14 protein-coding genes and 1 tRNA gene are annotated in these 14,622 nt (G+C 38.8%); 10 read left to right on the top strand and 5 right to left on the bottom strand.

Translation table 11 applies throughout. The features are described 5' to 3' along the window. Complete coding sequence (locus H7N67_RS04050; protein WP_187939139.1) at nucleotides 1-540, top strand: DUF2393 domain-containing protein; 540 nt, start codon at nucleotides 1-3, stop codon at nucleotides 538-540. A 49-nt stretch (nucleotides 541-589) separates the two neighbouring features. Here the strand turns inward: H7N67_RS04050 and H7N67_RS04045 are convergent, their stop codons facing one another. The 3 genes from H7N67_RS04045 to H7N67_RS04035 form a co-directional block, all read right to left on the bottom strand. Continuing rightward, nucleotides 590-2,140, bottom strand: coding sequence for a dipeptide ABC transporter ATP-binding protein (locus H7N67_RS04045; RefSeq protein ID WP_187939138.1), 1,551 nt, complete (start codon nucleotides 2,138-2,140; stop codon nucleotides 590-592). Nucleotides 2,141-2,149: 9 nt separating this feature from the next. After that, complete coding sequence (locus H7N67_RS04040) at nucleotides 2,150-3,172, bottom strand: ABC transporter permease (protein ID WP_187939137.1); 1,023 nt, start codon at nucleotides 3,170-3,172, stop codon at nucleotides 2,150-2,152. A 104-nt stretch (nucleotides 3,173-3,276) separates the two neighbouring features. Further along, nucleotides 3,277-3,352: transfer RNA gene (locus tag H7N67_RS04035), tRNA-Ala, on the bottom strand. Nucleotides 3,353-3,510: 158 nt separating this feature from the next. Between H7N67_RS04035 and hopF the strand changes: the two genes are divergently transcribed. The 7 genes from hopF to xseA all read left to right on the top strand — a co-directional run bounded on the left by hopF (nucleotide 3,511) and on the right by xseA (nucleotide 11,164). Beyond that, nucleotides 3,511-4,968, top strand: a complete 1,458-nt coding sequence (gene hopF / locus H7N67_RS04030) for a Hop family outer membrane protein HopF (RefSeq protein WP_187939136.1) — start codon at nucleotides 3,511-3,513, stop codon at nucleotides 4,966-4,968. Between the two features lie 12 nt (nucleotides 4,969-4,980). Then, nucleotides 4,981-6,405, top strand: a complete 1,425-nt coding sequence (gene hopG / locus H7N67_RS04025; RefSeq protein WP_187939135.1) for a Hop family outer membrane protein HopG — start codon at nucleotides 4,981-4,983, stop codon at nucleotides 6,403-6,405. Between the two features lie 98 nt (nucleotides 6,406-6,503). After that, entirely contained in the window at nucleotides 6,504-7,739 is a 1,236-nt protein-coding gene (gene purA, locus H7N67_RS04020; RefSeq protein ID WP_187939134.1) for an adenylosuccinate synthase, read from the top strand. Continuing rightward, nucleotides 7,736-8,164 carry a flagellar FliJ family protein gene (locus H7N67_RS04015; protein WP_187939133.1) on the top strand — a complete coding sequence of 143 codons (429 nt, stop codon included), beginning with the start codon at nucleotides 7,736-7,738 and terminating at the stop codon, nucleotides 8,162-8,164. The genes purA and H7N67_RS04015 overlap by 4 nt, the downstream gene beginning before the upstream one ends. Then, the gene (locus tag H7N67_RS04010; RefSeq protein WP_187939132.1) at nucleotides 8,157-8,837 is read left to right on the top strand and encodes a MotE family protein; all 681 of its coding nucleotides are present in this window, start codon (nucleotides 8,157-8,159) and stop codon (nucleotides 8,835-8,837) included. The genes H7N67_RS04015 and H7N67_RS04010 overlap by 8 nt, the downstream gene beginning before the upstream one ends. After that, entirely contained in the window at nucleotides 8,834-9,889 is a 1,056-nt protein-coding gene (gene rseP, locus H7N67_RS04005; RefSeq protein ID WP_187939131.1) for an RIP metalloprotease RseP, read from the top strand. Before H7N67_RS04010 ends, rseP begins: the two co-directional genes overlap by 4 nt. Nucleotides 9,890-9,901: 12 nt before the next feature. Beyond that, entirely contained in the window at nucleotides 9,902-11,164 is a 1,263-nt protein-coding gene (gene xseA / locus H7N67_RS04000) for an exodeoxyribonuclease VII large subunit (protein ID WP_187939130.1), read from the top strand. A gap of 18 nt (nucleotides 11,165-11,182) precedes the next feature. Here xseA and H7N67_RS03995 read toward each other — a convergent pair whose 3' ends face one another. Both H7N67_RS03995 and H7N67_RS03990 read right to left on the bottom strand, forming a co-directional pair. After that, on the bottom strand, nucleotides 11,183-12,337 hold the full coding sequence (locus H7N67_RS03995; protein ID WP_187939154.1) for a DNA methyltransferase: 1,155 nt from the start codon (nucleotides 12,335-12,337) through the stop codon (nucleotides 11,183-11,185). A gap of 10 nt (nucleotides 12,338-12,347) precedes the next feature. Continuing rightward, nucleotides 12,348-12,962 (bottom strand): hypothetical protein, encoded by a 615-nt coding sequence (locus tag H7N67_RS03990; RefSeq protein ID WP_001989211.1) that lies wholly within the window; start codon nucleotides 12,960-12,962, stop codon nucleotides 12,348-12,350. Between the two features lie 187 nt (nucleotides 12,963-13,149). Between H7N67_RS03990 and H7N67_RS03985 the strand changes: the two genes are divergently transcribed. Together H7N67_RS03985 and H7N67_RS03980 are read left to right on the top strand one after the other, a co-directional pair. After that, the gene (locus tag H7N67_RS03985) at nucleotides 13,150-13,845 is read left to right on the top strand and encodes a BsaWI family type II restriction enzyme (RefSeq protein ID WP_187939129.1); all 696 of its coding nucleotides are present in this window, start codon (nucleotides 13,150-13,152) and stop codon (nucleotides 13,843-13,845) included. Further along, entirely contained in the window at nucleotides 13,842-14,600 is a 759-nt protein-coding gene (locus tag H7N67_RS03980; protein ID WP_187939128.1) for a DNA-methyltransferase, read from the top strand. Before H7N67_RS03985 ends, H7N67_RS03980 begins: the two co-directional genes overlap by 4 nt. The last annotated feature ends 22 nt before the right edge of the window (nucleotides 14,601-14,622 follow it).

Genomic DNA, 14,622 nt, shown 5'->3' with positions numbered 1-14,622 from the left:
ATGGCGTCTCTTGCCTTTATCCAAGCTTTTTTGGAGTCTTTTAAGGGATTTTTAAGCCAAGCGACTTTAATTAGCGTTTTAATAGCGAGCGTTTTAATCCTTTTTTGCGCGATTTTGCTCCTTTTGGCTCTGCTTTTGAGAAACCGCTGGGCTAGCTATCTAGCGGCAGCAACTTTTTTGGGCGCGTTTTTAAGCATGCCTTTTGTTTTGAAGGTTTTACTCACTCAAGCGATTTACCCCATAGAAACACGCATCTTACACGCTAACCCTTTAAGTTATAGCAACGCCTTTTCTTTGCAAGTGGGAGTCAAAAACCATTCCAAATTCAGTCTAAACAAATGCGTTTTACGCCTAGAAGTCCTTAAAAACCCTCACAATTTTGTAGAAGAGCATGCTTTTAAATGGTTTGTCAAAAAAAGCTATGAAAAAACTTTTAAAGAAAAGATTTTGCCTGAAGAATCCAAGGTCTTTTCATTCTTTATTGACAACTACCCTTATTCAAAAACAGCCCCCTATCAAGTTTCTTTGTTTTGTTTGTAGAAAAAAGCGATTAAAAACGCTTAAAGGCATAAATTTTAAAATAAAGCTTTTAAAGCCTGGATTCTAACAAACGCTTCGTATAAGCGTGTTTGGGGTTATCAAACACCTCTTTAATAGCGCCCATTTCTACGACTTTCCCCTCACTTATCACTAACACCTTATCGCAAAACGCTTTGATCACATCTAAATCATGGCTGATAAACAAATAGCTCAAATCCTGCTTTTCTTGTAAATCCAACAATAATTCCAACACGCTTTTTTGAATGCTTTTGTCTAAAGCAGAAGTGGGCTCATCTAAAAGAATGATTTTAGGTTTTAAGGCAATCGCTCTAGCGATCGCTACTCTTTGGCGTTCCCCTCCACTGAGCTCATAAGCGTAAAAATTAAGCAATTCATGGTTTAAACACACTTCTTCTAAACAAAGTTTTGCGAGATGGTGCCATTCTTCTTTGGAAGCTTTAGGGTAAGCAAAGCGCAAAGCTTCTGTTAAAATGCTTTGAATGCTTAAGCGAGGGTTTAATGATGCGTAAGGGTCTTGAAACACCATTTGCAAGATCTTGCGGTAGGGTTTGAACGCTTTAGAATTTAAAAGCCCCACGCTTTGGCCTAAAATCTTTTCTTCTCCGCTATTTAAAGCGAGTTTTAAAAGCCCCAACGCTAGAGAGCTTTTCCCGCTCCCGCTTTCGCCAATGATACCGATGTTTTCTTTGGCTTTGAGGGAAAAATTGACTGATGCGATAAGGGGCTTTTTTAAAGAAGGCCTAAAAAAGCGTTTTTGCAAGTAATAAACGCTAAAATCCTTCACCTCTAAAAGCGTCTCATCTAGTGCTTTTAAGTTTTTAGCGGGCAAGTTTGAAGCTTGAATCAAGAGTTTTGAATATTCGTGCTTGGGGTCATTAAAAAGCTCTTTAGTCAAATTGGTTTCTACTATCTCGCCTTTTTTTAACACATAAACCCTATCAGCCAAGCGTTTGACCGCTTTTAAATCATGGCTAATGAATAAAAGGGCGATGTTTTTTTCCGCGCTCAATTGCTTGAGCAAGTCTAAAATCTGGTTTTGGATTTGTGCATCTAGCGCGGTGGTAGGCTCATCGCAAATGAGCAATTTGGGCGCATTAATAATGCCCATAGCGATACACACCCTTTGGCGTTGCCCTCCGCTCAATTCATAAGGGTAACGATCCAAAAATTTTTCATCCAATTGGACTTGTTTCATGGCGTTTAAAACTTGTTCTTTAAGGAGCGTTTGAGAAGCGTTTTTATGGTGTAAAAAATAGGCTTCACTCATTTGTTTGCCGATTTTATGCAAGGGGTTTAGGCTGGATAGGGGGTCTTGAGCGATGTAGGCTATGGCATTACCCCTTAAATGCTGCATAAACGCTTCGCTTTCCTTTAAAAGATTGGTTGTTTCAAACAGAATTTCGCCATTATGAGGCTTGAATCTAGGGTTTAAACGCATGATGAGATTAGCGATAGAGCTTTTCCCGCTCCCGCTCTCGCCCACGATCGCCACCCTTTCGCTAGGATTTAACGAAATATTGATGTTTTGGAGCGAAAAATGCGCGTTTAAAACGCAGTTTAAATTTTTGATTTCTAGCATGTAACCCCCTTATTTGAGCATGTTAGCGTTGAAAGCATCGCGCACCCCTTCGCCAATGAACACCAAAACAGAAAGCAACAAGCTAATGGCTACAAACGCTACAACCGCTAAATGCGGCGTAGTGAGGTTATCCTTGCCTTGATTGACTAATTCGCCTAGACTCGCGCTCCCTATAGGCATGCCAAAACCCAAAAAATCCAAAGACACTAAAGTGGAAATGCTAGCTGCCATTAAAAACGGCACATAAGTGATCGTCGCTACTAAAGCGTTGGGTAAAACATGGTAGAAAATGATTTTTAAATCATTCACCCCAAGCGCTCTAGCGGCTTTGGTGTAGTCCATATTCCTTGCTTTTAAAAACTCCGTGCGCACGACTTGAGAAAGCCCCATCCAGCTAAAGAGCAAGACCAAAAATAAAATGATCCAAAAATTAGAATTAAATGCGCTAGAAATCACAATGAGTAAAAAAAGCATAGGAATCGCGCTCCAAATCTCGCTCAACCTTTGCCCCACTAAATCCACTAGCCCTCCATAATACCCCTGAAACGCCCCCAAACTCACGCCAATAAGAACGCTAAGAAGGGTGAGTAAAATCCCAAACACTAACGAAACCCGATAGCCATAAACCAGCCTGGCTAACACATCTCTGGCTTGATCGTCTGTGCCTAAAAGGTGTTTGAAGCTTGGAGGATTAGGGGCAGGCGAGTCTAAATCCATAATGATCGTATCGTAGCTATAGGGGATGAGCGCATGGATGATGAAAGCGTCTTTTAGAAGCGTGTTTTTCACATAAGGATCGTTATAGTCCGTAGGGGTGAAAAAATCGCCTCCAAACTCCACTTCCGCATAGTTTTTAAACATGGGGAAATACGCCTTATTGTCTTTATAGATGAATAAGGGGCGATCATTGACCCACAAGGGGGCTAAAAGAGAAAGCGCTAATAAAGCGATAAAAAGATAGAGTGAAAACACCGCCCGCCTATTCTTTTTAAAACTAAGAATACGCATTTTAAACAAACTGCTCACGCTCAAACTCCCTTGATGAAAAACAATTCCTAAGATTATAATTAATTATGGGTAATACTAGCAAGAAAATGGGTTTGATCCATAAAAAAGAAAGAGGATAAGCGTAATAATGGTGGAGTGTAGGGGGTTCGAACCCCTGACCTCAACGCTGCCAGCGTTGCGCTCTCCCAACTGAGCTAACACCCCAAATAAAATTAAGCGAGCATTATAACATTTTGCTTAAAAGATGTCAATTTGATGCTTTTTTGAAACACTTAATAGCAAATTAAGAATGATTATCTTAAAATTAGAAAGTTTCTTTTATGGATTAAGTAAAATCACTTATCAAAGCAAAAAGGATACTTTTGAAAAACCACTCCTTTAAAAAAACGATCGCTCTTTCCTTACTAGCGAGCATGTCTTTGTGCAACGCTGAAGAAGATGGGGCGTTTTTTGTCATTGATTACCAAACGAGTTTGGCCAGACAGGAATTGAAAAATCCAGGATTCACTCAAGCACAAGAATTAAAGCAGTTAATCAGAGATGGGGCTGTGAGGTTGCAAACTTCTGCCATTCCCTTATCCTACTACTTGGATATTTTAGGGAATAAAACAGCAACTCTTTTGCGTGAAAGCCTGAAAAATAATGCGCAACCATCACAACCAAACGTGCAACCACAAAACGGACCATCAAACCAAGCCTTAGTCAATTTAGAGAAATCTCTAGGGATTTTAGGAAAACTATTAGATCTATCTCAACAATACGCTAGTCAGGGTGTCATTAAGCCTTTGGTGGTGGATGTAGGGAAAGAACAAATCGGTATCACTGATAGCATGCTCTTAGTGGCTCAAAACATCGTTTTAGCTTTAGGGCAAGTGGATTTGAGCAAAATCCAACAAAACAATAACGAACAGCTATACGAAAATATTATGAAAGTCATGCTTTTAGGCGCGGGCGGGACTAATGGAGCGTATAATGGCGTGAGCGTGGGCGATATTGCCACAGGCATGCAAAATTTTTCTTCGCAAACGGGCTTGATAGGGGCTGATTCTACGGTTAGCGAGATCAACGCTTTGATTAAGAGCGGGATTTCTTTGGATCGTGAGACTTTGAGGTTAGGGAGTTTTATTGAAAAAAATATCTGCAACAGTGTATCGTCTTGTTTTAGTGGGAATCAGCTTATCTATAAGAAAGGGCTAGATAGAGTCATAAACATTATTAACGCGAGTTTGGGTCAGTTTGAATCTTCGGCTAGTTCTCTTTATAAGATTTCTTATATCCCTAACCTCTTTTCGCTCAAAGATTATCAGTCAGCGAGCATGAACGGCTTTGGGGCTAAGATGGGCTATAAACAATTTTTCACCCATAAGAAAAATGTTGGCTTAAGGTATTATGGGTTTTTGGATTATGGCTATGCGAATTTTGGCGATACGAATTTAAAAGTGGGAGCGAATCTCGTTACTTATGGGGTAGGAACGGATTTTTTATACAATGTGTATGAACGCTCTAGAAGGAGGGAAAGGACTACAATCGGTCTTTTCTTTGGCGCTCAAATTGCAGGGCAAACTTGGAGCACGAATGTAACGAACTTGTTGAGCGGGCAAAGGCCTGATGTCAAGTCCAGTTCGTTCCAATTCTTGTTTGATTTGGGCGTGCGCACCAACTTTGCAAAAACCAATTTCAATAGGCACAGGCTGGACCAAGGGATAGAATTTGGGGTGAAAATCCCTGTTATCGCTCATAAATATTTTGCAACCCAAGGCTCAAGCGCAAGCTATATGAGGAATTTTAGCTTCTATGTGGGCTATTCAGTCGGTTTTTAAGGAAGGCTCTTGATGAAAAATACCAATACAAAAGAGATAAAGAATACAAGAATGAAAAAAGGTCAATACCACGCACTCAAAAAAGGACTTTTAAAAACCGCTCTGCTTTTTAGCCTTCCTTTAAGCATGGCGTTAGCTGAAGACGATGGCTTTTATATGGGAGTGGGCTATCAAATCGGTGGCGCGCAACAAAATATCAATAACAAAGGCAGCACCCTAAGGAATAATGTCATTGATGATTTCCGCCAAGTGGGCGTGGGTATGGCAGGGGGTAATGGGCTTTTAGCCTTAGCGACAAACACGACCATGGACGCTCTTTTAGGGATAGGCAACCAAATTGTCAATACCAATACAACTGTTGGCAACAACAACGCAGAGTTAACCCAGTTTAAAAAAATACTCCCCCAAATTGAGCAACGCTTTGAAGCGAATAAAAACGCTTATAGCGTTCAAGCCTTGCAAGTGTATTTGAGTAATGTGCTGTATAACTTGGTTAATAATAGTAATAATGGCGGCAATAATGGAGTCGTTCCTGAATATGTAGGGATTATAAAAGTTCTCTATGGTTCTCAAAATGAATTCAGTCTCTTAGCCACTGAGAGTGTGGCGCTTTTAAACGCGCTTACAAGAGTGAATCTGGATAGCAATTCGGTGTTTTTAAAAGGGCTATTAGCCCAAATGCAGCTTTTTAATGACACTTCTTCAGCAAAGCTGGGTCAGATCGCAGAAAGCTTGAAGAATAGCGGTGGTGCAGGATCGATGCTTCAATCAATGCTTCAAAAGGATGTGAAAACCATCTCGGATCGAATCGCTACTTACCAAGAGAATCTAAAACAGCTAGGAGGGATGCTGAATAATTACGATGAGCCTTACTTGCCCCAATTTGGGCCAGGCACAAGCTCTCAGCATGGGGTTATTAATGGCTTTGGCATTCAAATGGGCTATAAGCAATTTTTTGGGAGCAAGAAGAATATAGGCTTACGATACTACGCTTTCTTTGATTACGGCTTTACGCAATTGGGCAGTCTTAATAGCGCTGTTAAAGCGAATATCTTTACTTATGGCGCTGGCACGGACTTTTTATGGAATATCTTTAGAAGGGTTTTTAGCGATCAGTCCTTGAATGTGGGGGTGTTTGGAGGCATTCAAATAGCGGGTAACACTTGGGATAGCTCTTTAAGAGGTCAAATTGAAAACTCGTTTAAAGAATACCCCACTCCCACGAATTTCCAATTTTTGTTTAATTTGGGCTTAAGGGCTCATTTTGCCAGCACCATGCACCGCCGGTTTTTGAGCGCGTCTCAAAGCATTCAGCATGGTATGGAATTTGGCGTGAAAATCCCGGCTATCAATCAAAGGTATTTGAAAGCGAACGGGGCTGATGTGGATTACAGGCGTTTGTATGCGTTCTATATCAATTACACGATAGGTTTTTAAGCTCTTTTTAGGGCTTATAAAGAGGCTCTTTACTTTTTTTTGGTATTCTAACAAGCTTTTAAACCATCCAATCTACTTTGTTTTAAGGATAATATTTTATGGCAGATGTCGTTGTGGGGATCCAGTGGGGAGATGAGGGGAAGGGAAAAATTGTTGATAGGATCGCTAAAGATTATGACTTTGTGGTGCGCTATCAGGGCGGGCATAATGCGGGGCATACCATTGTGCATAAGGGGGTTAAGCATTCTTTGCATTTAATGCCTTCAGGGGTTTTATACCCCAAATGCAAGAACATCATTTCTAGCGCGGTGGTCGTGAGCGTTAAGGATTTGTGCGAAGAAATCAGCGCGTTTGAGGATTTAGAAAATCGTTTGTTTATCAGCGACAGAGCCCATGTGATCTTGCCTTATCATGCCAAAAAAGACGCTTTTAAAGAAAAGTCTCAAAACATCGGCACGACTAAAAAAGGCATAGGCCCTTGCTATGAGGATAAAATGGCCAGGAGCGGGATAAGAATGGGGGATTTATTAGACGATACCATATTAGAAGAGAAACTAAAAGCGCATTTCAAAGCCATTGAACCTTTTAAAAAAGCGTATGATTTGGGCGAGGATTACGAAAAGGATTTGAGGGAGTATTTTAAAGCTTACGCTCCAAAAATTCGCCCCTTTATCAAAGACACGACAAGCATGCTGATAGAAGCGAACCAAAAGGGTGAAAAAATCCTATTAGAAGGGGCGCAAGGCACGCTTTTAGACATTGATTTAGGGACTTACCCTTTTGTAACAAGCTCTAACACCACGAGCGCTAGCGCTTGCGTGAGCACTGGCTTAAACCCTAAAGCGATCAATGAAGTGATAGGCATCACGAAAGCGTATTGTACTCGTGTGGGGAACGGGCCTTTCCCTAGCGAAGATTCTACACCCATGGGCGATCATTTAAGGACTAAAGGCGCGGAGTTTGGCACGACAACCAAGCGCCCAAGGCGTTGCGGGTGGTTGGATTTGGTGGCTTTAAAATACGCTTGCGCTTTGAATGGTTGCACGCAATTAGCTTTAATGAAATTAGATGTTTTAGATGGGATTGATGCGATTAAAGTGTGCGTGGCTTATGAAAGAAAGGGCGAAAGATTAGAGGCTTTCCCTAGCGATTTGAAAGATTGCATGCCTATTTATCAAACTTTTAAAGGCTGGGAAAAAAGCGTAGGCGTGAGAAAATTAGACGATTTAGAGCCAAACGCTAGAGAGTATATCCGTTTTATTGAAAAAGAAGTGGGGGTAAAAATTGGCCTTATTTCTACAAGCCCTGAAAGAGAAGACACGATTTTTCTATGAAAAAATTCGCTTCTGTATTGGTGCAATTAAAAACCCTTGCGTTAGAAAAAATAGAGCAAAAGCTTGAAAGCAAGCGTTTAGAGTTGCAACAAAAGGAGCGAGAAATTTTGAACAAACAAGCCCAATTGAGCGCGTTTAAAAACCCTGAATTGGGGGGAATGAGCCTTTTTTTACAAACCCAGCAATTAAAAAGTGCTCTAAGAATGGAGATAGAATATTACCAACAAGAGGGCGAGAATTTAACTAAGGATTTAAAAATTTTAGAAAAAGATTATCTTTTGGCTAACCAGGAATTAGAAAAAGCTAAAATCATTTTAGAAAAGGAAAAGCAAAAAGAAAAGGAAATTTTGGAAAAAAAAGAGCAGGCTCTTTTGGACGAAAACGCCATGATTTTACACTGGCAAAAAGAGGGCTTGCATGCGTAAAATCTTGTTAATGGGCTTGATTTTACAAGCGCTCTTTAGCGAAGAAGCCGCGCAAGAATTGTTGCAATGCTCTGCGATTTTTGAATCTAAAAAAGCCGAATTAAAAGACGATTTGCGCCGATTGAGCGAAAAAGAGCAGTCTTTAAGGATCTTGCAAACCGAAAACGCCCGCCTTTTAGATGAAAAAACCGATTTGTTGAACCAAAAAGAAAAAGAAGTGGAAGAAAAACTGAAAAATTTAGCCGCTAAAGAAGAAGCCTTTAAAACCTTACAAGCTGAAGAAAAAAAACGCCTTAAAAATTTGATAGAAGAAAACGAAGAAATTTTAAGAGAAATCAAGCAGGCTAAAGATAGCAAGATTAGCGAGACTTATTCTAAAATGAAAGATTCTAAATCGGCTCTGATTTTAGAAAATCTACCCACTCAAAACGCCTTAGAAATTTTAATGGCGCTAAAACCCCAAGAATTAGGTAAGATTCTAGCCAAAATGGATCCTAAAAAAGCGGCGGCTTTGACAGAGTTGTGGCAAAAACCCCCAAAAGAAAATAAAGAAAATAAAGAAAGCCAAAAAACCACAGAGCCTACACCAGCATCCGCGCCCCCTATAGCGCCCACGCCTTTAAAAGAGCCGATGATAAAAGATCCTAACACCAAAGAGCCTGCAGGGGTATGATGTTCATTATAGCGGTTTTGATGCTGGCGTTTTTAATCTTTGTCCATGAGTTAGGGCATTTTATTATCGCTAGGATTTGTGGGGTCAAGGTGGAAGTTTTTAGCATTGGTTTTGGTAAAAAACTCTGGTTTTTCAAGCTTTTTGGCACGCAATTCGCTCTGTCTTTGATCCCGCTTGGGGGCTATGTGAAATTAAAGGGCATGGATAAAGAAGAAAATGAAGAAAATGAAACTAATCAAGCAAATGATAGCTACGCGCAAAAAAGCCCTTTCCAAAAGCTATGGATACTATTTGGGGGGGCGTTTTTTAATTTTCTTTTTGCGGTTTTAGTGTATTTTTTTCTGGCATTGAGCGGGGAAAAAGTCTTACTGCCCGTCATTGGCGGTTTAGAAAAAAACGCGCTAGAGGCCGGACTGTTAAAGGGGGATAAAATCCTTTCTATCAACCATCAAAAAATAGCGAGTTTTAGAGAGATTAGAAGCGTAGTGGCGCGTTCTCAAGGCGAGTTGATTTTAGAAATAGAGCGAAACAACCGGATTTTAGAAAAACGCCTGACCCCCAAAATCGTGGCGGTAATAAGCGAATCTAATGATCCTAATGAAATCATCAAGTATAAAATAATAGGCATTAAACCGGACATGCAAAAAATGGGCGTTGTCTCTTATTCCGTGTTTCAAGCGTTTGAAAAGGCTTTGAGCCGGTTTAAAGAGGGCGTTGTTTTAATTGTGGATTCTTTAAGGCGTTTGATTATGGGGAGTGCTTCAGTTAAAGAATTGAGTGGGGTGGTAGGCATTGTGGGGGCGTTAAGCCATGCCAATAGTGTGAGCATGCTTTTGTTGTTTGGGGCGTTTTTGTCTATCAATTTAGGGATTTTAAATTTACTACCCATCCCCGCCTTAGATGGGGCGCAAATGCTAGGGGTCGTTTTTAAAAATATTTTTCATATCGCTTTGCCAACGCCCATACAAAATGCGTTGTGGCTAGCGGGGGTGGGGTTTTTGGTTTTTGTCATGTTTTTAGGGCTTTTCAATGACATCACTCGTTTGCTATAAAAGGGGGAGTTGATGCATGTATTGAGCGTGAGCGAAATCAACGCGCAAATCAAAGCCCTTTTAGAAGCGACTTTTTTGCAAGTTAGGGTTCAAGGGGAAGTGAGTAATTTGACTATCCACAAGGTGAGCGGCCATGCGTATTTTTCGCTCAAAGACAGCCAGTCGGTTATTAAATGCGTGCTGTTTAAAGGGAACGCTAACAGGCTCAAATTCGCTTTAAAAGAAGGGCAGGAAGTGGTTGTTTTTGGGGGTGTTAGCGTGTATGTTCCAAGGGGGGATTATCAAATCAATTGCTTTGAAATAGAGCCTAAAGACATAGGTTCATTAACTTTAGCTTTAGAGCAATTGAAAGAAAAATTACGCCTTAAAGGCTATTTTGATAAAGAAAATAAATTACCCAAACCGCATTTTCCTAAACGAGTGGCAGTCATCACTTCTCAAAATTCAGCCGCTTGGGCGGACATGAAAAAGATCGCTTCCAAACGATGGCCGATGTGTGAATTAGTCTGTATCAACACTTTAATGCAAGGGGAAGGATGCGTTCAAAGCGTGGTGGAGAGCATCGCTTATGCGGATAGTTTTCATGACACAAAAAACGCTTTTGATGCGATTGTAGTGGCTAGGGGTGGGGGGAGCATGGAGGATTTGTATTCTTTCAATGATGAAAAAATCGCTGATGCTCTGTATTTGGCCAAAACCTTCAGCATGTCAGCTATTGGGCATGAGAGCGATTTTTTATTGAGCGATTTGGTGGCGGATTTAAGGGCTTCTACGCCTTCAAACGCGATGGAGATTTTGCTCCCTAATAGCGATGAATGGTTGCAAAGACTTGATGGGTTTAATGTGAAATTGCATCGCTCGTTTAAAATTTTGCTCCATCAAAAAAAGGCGCATTTAGAGCATTTAGCGGCTTCTTTGAAACGATTGAGTTTTGAAAACAAGCACCATTTAAACGCTTTAAAACTAGAGAAACTAACAATCGCTTTAGAAAATAAAACCCTAGAATTTTTGCGCTTTAAAAAAACGCTTTTAGAAAAAATCTCTATTCAAACATTAACAAGCCCTTTTTTACAAACTAAAACAGAGTGCTTAAACAAGCTAGAAAACGCCCTCAAACTCGCTTACGCCAATTTGAAATTACCCCAATTCGGGGCGTTGGTGAGTAAAAATAATCAAGCGGTAGAATTAGAGGCATTAAAAAGGGGCGATAAAATTGAATTGAATAATGAAAAAGCCAGAGCGAGCGCTGAAATTTTGGGCGTGGATAGGGTGTAGGGGTTTGAAAAATAATATTTAGAATAAAATAGATTTTGTTTTTAAGATTTCGTATTCACTTCTTTTGATGATCTTTTCTAAACGCAACAGCATGATGTTTGAAATCGTGTTTTGATACCCCTTGTTTTTTAAAATGCTAACAGCTTGCGGGTTATTTTTAATTTTTTCTTCTTTTTGACACAAATAAAAAGACCAATTCAAACAATAATCCTTATTAACTTCTATAACCGCTTGCGCTGTTGTCCCGCTGCCTGCAAAAAAATCTAAAATAATAGAATCTTTAGGGGTGGAGCATAACAATAAATATTTAATCAATCCTACAGGTTTTGGCGTCTTAAAAAGCCCCTTTAAGCCTAATTTTTCTAAATCTTTTGTGCCTTGTCGGCTATAAAAATCCAACACGCTCAAACAATTATCTTGCGATTCTTTTAGGTAATATTTTTCATAAGGGCGATTATTCTTAAAAATAAGTCTGTTTTGATAATATAAATCCTTAAGCTTTTCATCGCTGCTCCACCCTCTGCTTTTTAAGGGTTCTAAAAAAAGATTGATTTCTTCTATCGCTACACTGCGTGGGTTTGAAGGCGTGGATAAATCTTTAGCGAAATAAATCTCACCTTTTTCATCCACTAAATTATAATTTTTTAAAAAATTAAAATGTTCTTTTTGGGATAATTCTTTGATTTGTTCTTTTAAGACAAGTTGGGCTTGAGCTTGTCCTTTTTGTCTAAAAACATTCTTAATCGTTCGCATTAAATCTTTTAATGGTTTAGCATAAATGGGCAAAAGCGTTCGTAAGATTTTAAAACCAGGAGCGAACGCTTTATTTTTGGCGTAGCTTAAAACATACTCATGGGTAATGTTGATGTGTTTAGCGTTAGATCTTGTGGCTTGTTTGGTGATAAAAGTGCCTAAAAAATTGCGCGTTCCAAAAATTTCATTGGCAATGATTTTAACTTCAGCCATTTTATTATCGTCTATAGAAATAAAAATACAACCACTTTGTTTTAACGCAGCCTTTGCTAAAATCAAATGTTCTTTAATCCATTTTTCATAGTCAGCATGAGCGTCTTCATATTCAAAGTTAGAACTCTTGGTGTTATAAGGGGGATCTATATAGATCGTTTGGATGCTTTCTTTTTCTATCCTTTTCAAACACTCCAAAGCTTCCATGATAAAAACTTTATGCAAGATGGTTTTCCCAAGAAAAATGACCAAATTTAAGATTAAAAAGATTGATAAGCTCTTGTTCTTTTGAATCAATGGGTTTCATTTTAAAATTAAATTCCTTGATTAATTTACTAATTCCTATCGTTTGAGTTGAACGCCTGCTCTCATTATGACACTCTTTTACTTTTTGCTCTAAATACAATCCCATTTCAGGGTGCTTTCCATAAACAATGAATAAAAGATTAGAAATATTATTCCAAACACCCACGGCTAAAGTCGTTTTAATATCGCAAAAAACTTTGGCTTTTTCTAAAGTGGTGTCATTAAAAGTCGCACTCCAAGTTTTACTTTGAAAAGATACTTGTTTGATTTCTAAAAATTCATCGCTTGAACTTCTTTTAGCATCAAGGCCATGCTTTTGGGTATTGATGAGATCATAATCTAAATATAAAGCCACCATGCTATCTCTCAATTCATTCAAAAATGAATCGTTGTCATGTTTATTGTATTTATTTTGAATTTCTTCAATTGGCTTTAGTGCTTGATAGCTTTCTGTAATGAAGTTTCTGTCAATGGGTTCAAAGTGCCCTTTATTAAAAAATCCCAAAGATTGATTTAAAAATTGCATATCTAGCCCTTTGATTAAATTCTTTCAATATTATTTTAGTGAAAATATATGATTCATTAGCAATACTTTTAAGCAGAATATCTAAAATTTAAATTTCATTTTTATTATAAGCTTGTTTAAACACCAGCCATTATCAAAAAGTTTTGTATTATAATTTGATTGATTCCTGTTGATTAAGGTGTTTGGATTGAGTTTAGCCGATATTATTTTAGAGCGTTTTAAAGATTTTGTGAGAGAATACCCTGAGCCTTACAAGTTTTTACAGGTTTTTTATGCGCAAGAAAAAGAACGCTTTTTGAATCATAAAATGAACGATTATATCAAGCAAAATAAAAGCAAAGAAGAGGCCAGCATTTTGGCCAGACAAGGCTTTGTCAGCGCGGTTGGAAGAGCGTTAGAAAAAATCATAGAACTTTTATTAAAAGATTTTTGTATTAAAAACAATGTCAAAATGACGAACGATAAAACCTTAAGGGCTAAGCGCATTAATGGCGAATTAGATAAAGTCAAACGGGCTTTATTGGTGCATTTTGGAGAGTATAGCGTCTTACCTGATGGAGATATAATTCTTTATCAAACCAACAAGGATACTATCAAAATCCTAGCGATTTTATCGGTAAAAAATTCGTTTAGAGAGCGTTTCACAGAAACGCCTTACTGGAAATTAAAACTTTTACAATCGCCTGTAACTTCTCATATTAAAGTTTTCATGATAACACCGGATAACGATGATGAGATCAGTTTTAAAGGCAAACCTAAAAAGGCTAGGATCGTCATGGAGCATGAATTAGACGGCCTCTATTTAGCCAAAAGCCATTTTGATCAAAGCCCTAAAATTAAGGGCATAGAGAATTTATTAGAAGATTTAAAAAGGCTTTTATGAAACCTTATTTCAGTTTAGAAAAATTGGATTTATACCATGGCGATGTCAGCGTTTTAGAGACTTTTGAAAAAGGTTTTTATGATTTGTGTATCACTTCACCGCCCTATAATTTGAGTATTGAATATCAAGGGAGTGATGATTTTAGGGCTTATGATGATTATTTGAATTGGTGTAAAAATTGGCTTAAAAATTGTTATTTTTGGGGTAAGGAACAGGCGAGATTGTGCTTGAATGTCCCTTTAGATACGAATAAACACGGCAAGCAAAGTTTGGGGGCTGATATTATTATAGTGGCTAAAGAATGCGGTTGGAAATACCAAAATACGATCATTTGGAATGAAAGCAATATTTCAAGACGCACGGCTTGGGGGAGTTGGCTGCAAGCTAGCGCGCCTTATGCGATCGCTCCTGTGGAGTTGATCGTTGTTTTTTATAAAAACGAATACAAACGCCAAAAACAAACTTCTACAATGAGTAGAGAGGAATTTTTGCTCTACACGAACGGGCTTTGGAATTTTAGCGGAGAGTCTAAAAAGCGCTTAAAGCACCCAGCCCCATTCCCAAGGGAATTACCCAGGCGTTGCATCCAATTGTTTTCTTTTTTAGAAGACACGATTTTTGATCCCTTTAGCGGCTCTGGCACGACTATTTTAGAGGCCAACGCTTTAGGGCGTTTTAGCGTGGGTTTAGAGATTGAAAAAGAATATTGCGAGTTGTCTAAAAAGCGTATTTTAGAGAGTTTGTCATTAGTGTGAGCGTTTTAAAAACCTTTGAGGG

The organism is Helicobacter pylori (assembly GCF_014498195.1).
GTDB classification, from domain to species: Bacteria; Campylobacterota; Campylobacteria; order Campylobacterales; family Helicobacteraceae; genus Helicobacter; species Helicobacter pylori_DO.
Note: the sequence above shows the minus strand (reverse complement) of the source record. Positions and strands in the feature narration are given on the sequence as shown.